Source organism: Polaribacter sp. BAL334, from assembly GCF_015767435.1.
In the GTDB taxonomy this organism is placed as follows: Bacteria; Bacteroidota; Bacteroidia; order Flavobacteriales; family Flavobacteriaceae; genus Polaribacter.
Genome location: NZ_JADWOV010000299.1, coordinates 1 through 367, shown reverse-complemented (window position 1 = coordinate 367; position 367 = coordinate 1). Strand labels below are relative to the sequence as shown.

Sequence of the window (367 nt, the reverse complement as noted above, 5' to 3'; positions counted from 1 at the left end):
GTTGCCAAGAACCATTTGGACGAACGGCTCCTGCTATGAGCAGTGGCAGTTTTTGTTAAACTTTTATTCCGCTAAGAACGAAGATAATAAAATTCCCAAAACTTTCGCCAAGCAACTATGCCGCCATTGCTTATAGCAGATGTGCATGTTGCACAACTCATTCAAACATACAAAAATAGTTGCATAAAATCTACAGATTTTGTAAATTTAGAGATGCAAGGAAAAAAAGAACTCATCCCAAAAATGCTCTACCAAGTTCATTTACAAGACTTGATACCCGAGCAGAATTACTATCGATTATTGGATAAAGCCATAGACTTTCGTTTTTTATATAAAGCAACAAAGCCTTATTATAGAGAAGAAGGAC

Annotated in this window: 1 pseudogene; it reads left to right on the top strand. The window is 36.0% G+C overall.

The window, feature by feature from the left end:
• Positions 1-117: 117 nt before the first annotated feature.
• A pseudogene (locus IU405_RS09475) lies at positions 118-367 on the top strand (hypothetical protein); the annotation flags it as partial.